The 2,798-nt window shown below is 63.9% G+C and carries 4 protein-coding genes; 1 reads left to right on the top strand and 3 read right to left on the bottom strand.

Features of this window, described 5'->3' with window-relative positions; all coding sequences use genetic code 11:
* On the top strand, window positions 1-1,281 hold a 1,281-nt coding region (locus L0G76_RS15390; RefSeq protein WP_304358014.1), incomplete at its 5' end, for a DEAD/DEAH box helicase.
* A 31-nt stretch (window positions 1,282-1,312) separates the two neighbouring features.
* On the opposite strand, the gene L0G76_RS15385 is transcribed toward L0G76_RS15390, so the two are convergent.
* The 3 genes from L0G76_RS15385 to L0G76_RS15375 form a co-directional block, all read right to left on the bottom strand.
* Window positions 1,313-1,660 (bottom strand): hypothetical protein, encoded by a 348-nt coding sequence (locus L0G76_RS15385; RefSeq protein ID WP_304358013.1) that lies wholly within the window; start codon window positions 1,658-1,660, stop codon window positions 1,313-1,315.
* Window positions 1,661-1,733: 73 nt separating this feature from the next.
* Window positions 1,734-2,477 carry a DUF1206 domain-containing protein gene (locus tag L0G76_RS15380; RefSeq protein ID WP_304358012.1) on the bottom strand — a complete coding sequence of 248 codons (744 nt, stop codon included), beginning with the start codon at window positions 2,475-2,477 and terminating at the stop codon, window positions 1,734-1,736.
* 84 nt (window positions 2,478-2,561) lie between these two features.
* A complete protein-coding gene (locus tag L0G76_RS15375; RefSeq protein WP_304358011.1) occupies window positions 2,562-2,708 on the bottom strand; it encodes a hypothetical protein in 147 nt (48 codons plus the stop codon).
* Window positions 2,709-2,798 lie beyond the last annotated feature (90 nt).

Here is a 2,798-nt window from a genome sequence, read left to right as displayed (position 1 = left end):
ACCATCTTCGGCGGCGTGAAGCAGAAGCGCCAGGAGCTCGCCCTCAGTGCAGGAGTCGACATCGTCGTCGCCTGCCCGGGGCGGCTCGAAGACCTGCTCCAACAGGGCCTGATTTCCTTGGACAACATCGAAGTCACGGTCCTCGACGAGGCCGACCACATGGCAGACCTCGGGTTCCTGCCGGGTGTCACCCGCATCCTTGCGAAGACGCCGGAGAACGGCCAACGGATGTTCTTCTCCGCCACCTTGGACAACGGAGTGGACAAGCTGGTGCGCCGGTTCCTCCACAACGAGGTGCGCCACTCCGTGGACGACCCCAACTCGCACGTCTCTGCCATGACCCACCATGTGTTCGAGGTCGGCGATGACGACAAGAACGAGCTGGTTCACCGACTCGCTTCCGGCACCGGGCGCCGCATCCTCTTCACCCGCACCAAGCACCGGGCGAAGCGCTTCGCCCGGCAGCTCACCGCACAGGGCATTCCGGCCGTCGACCTCCACGGCAACCTCTCCCAAGGAGCGAGAGACCGGAATCTCGCGGCGTTCAGTGACGGGGATGTGCGCGTGCTCGTCGCCACAGACGTCGCTGCCCGCGGAGTGCATGTCGACTCCGTCGAACTCGTCGTCCACGTGGACCCTCCGACCGAGCACAAGGCATACCTGCACCGCTCCGGGCGCACAGCCCGTGCCGGCAGCTCTGGCGAGGTCGTGACTGTCATGCTGCCGGATCAGCGCAAGGACACCCAGATCCTGCTGCGCAAGGCCGACATCAAGGTGACCCCGCAGAAGGTCACAGCGGATTCTCCCCTGGTGGCAGACCTTGTGGGCGAAATCGCTGACTATGTCGCACCACAGCCCAAGGAGGCTCCGGAGCAGACGCAGGGAAGGAAACGCGCTCCCCAGGGTCGTCGTGGAGGAAGCGGCGGCAGAGGCCGTCGTGGCGGTCGTGGCGGCGAGCAGAGTCGCGGCAACGAGAACGGCGGCGCGAGCCAGTCCAGCCGCAGTGGCGAGCAGAGCCGAGGCGGTCAAGCACGCGGCCGCACAACCGGCAGCGGTCAGGAAGGCCGCACGCCTACACGCACCAAGAACGGGCAGAGCAATCGGAACGGGCAGGGCGGTCAGGGCCGCCGCCGCAATGACCGCAGCCGCGCCGGCAACGGCAGTGGCAGTGGCAGTGGCAATCGACAGGGCTCAGGCTCACGGGGTACAAGCCCGGAGACCCGCAAGCGCAATAGAGATGGTGCGGGAGATTCCCGCGCGGTCTATTCGACCAGCAGCTGATCACGGCGCCGTAGACGCATAGTCGCCGGAATCATCGGGCGCTGATTGACTCAGCTCCCACCGTCATCAACAGCCCGACGACCGAGACAAGTGCCATGCCGATCATCGCCACGGCCATGATCCGCAATCGTACCTTGCCGGGCCGGGCCACGAACCGCGCGACTAGCAACACAAGGTAGAGCGCAACGACAGCAACGCCGGTCGCAACAGCAACCGGCGTTGCTGTCCCGCTGCTCACAAAGATCCACGCCAGCACGGCTGCGACGACGAGCAGGAACAGTCCGCCCGAGACGATCCACACTGTGCCAGAAGAGCTGCGGAGCGAGGGCTGATCGCGGATCTTGGTCGGGTCAAGACGTTCGCGGGGGCGTTCCTCCATGTGTCTCAGGCTACCGTCAGGGCATCGCGCTGGCTATGCCCCAAGGGCTTTCCGGTGGTCTCACACCAACGGGTCAATAGTCGTTTGCCATGGTGCCGATCTTCGCTCGACAGCACAGGTAGAGGCCATAGCTGATGAGTCCAACGCCCGCTACGGTCAGTAATGCGGGTCCGAACTGTTGCTGGCGCATGGTTTGGAATACAGCACCGATGCCTTCGGCCTTCGTCGGATTGAAGGCGAGCGCGGAATAGGCCACGAGCACTCCGGCGAAACAGATGATTGCGCCTTTGGCTATATAGCCGATGGTGCCGAGGACGACGGCTGTCCGCCCGAAGCCTCCGTTGATGGTGTCCAGGTTCTTCCGATGGCCGCGCCGAATGCCTTTGACGACGAAGAAGACACCAAAGCCGAATATCACCGCACCGACAGCGGCCAATAGCAGACGTCCTTGAAGCGTTTGCATCAGTTCCAGGCTGAGGTGTGATTTTTTTGCGCGGCTTCTGCTGGTGCTGGACACGCCAAGCGCGAACGTCACAGTGACAGCCGCGAGGGCGATGTAGATGACGGTCAGTCCGATCGAACTGCCTTTTTGGATAACCCGTTGGTGCGTGGACCGGTACCGGTGGCCGAAAATGACCTCTAACGCTTGCCAGACGCCCAGGGCTGCGAAGGTCAAAAACGCCGCCCAGAGCACGACGAACCCCTCGGGCAGGTTGGCGATATCGGTCATGACGCTGGCCTGACTCGGCCTCCCACTGTGGCCGGTCGCGACGCGAATCGAGATAGCGCCTATCAGCACGTGGAGCAGGCCGTTCATTGCGAAGCCGGCTCGCGCTATTACCTCGAAGATCTTTGAATTCGTGGCCGCGCCCGCGGCAGCGGCTGCCTCAGACGCACTCATCTACGCCGCGCGATCGCTGCAGTGTGCTGCCGGGGCCCGTGCAGAAAGCCCATCGTGGAGACTCTTCGACCCCACAACGGCACCGCTGGCGACCGTCATTCCGGCGGCGACGCCGAGCCCGAAGGATTGCAGCTGTGGCGCATTCATACCCACAGACTACTGCGCCTCGGCCGCGTCCATAGTCACCGTGTCGACTCTTCGAAGAACTCCGCGCAACCGGCTTGGTTGCCTCATTTG

This window comes from Brevibacterium picturae (genome assembly GCF_030453725.1).
In the GTDB taxonomy this organism is placed as follows: domain Bacteria; phylum Actinomycetota; class Actinomycetes; order Actinomycetales; family Brevibacteriaceae; genus Brevibacterium; species Brevibacterium sandarakinum_A.
This window is presented reverse-complemented; position numbering and strand designations above follow the sequence as displayed.

What these genes read in the sequence shown, in the direction of transcription:
- L0G76_RS15385 (WP_304358013.1), bottom strand. Translation starts at nt 1,660, where the DNA reads ATGGAGGAACGCCCCCGCGAACGTCTTGACCCGACCAAGATCCGCGAT.
- L0G76_RS15380 (WP_304358012.1), bottom strand. Translation starts at nt 2,477, where the DNA reads ATGAACGGCCTGCTCCACGTGCTGATAGGCGCTATCTCGATTCGCGTC.
- L0G76_RS15375 (WP_304358011.1), bottom strand. Translation starts at nt 2,708, where the DNA reads ATGAATGCGCCACAGCTGCAATCCTTCGGGCTCGGCGTCGCCGCCGGA.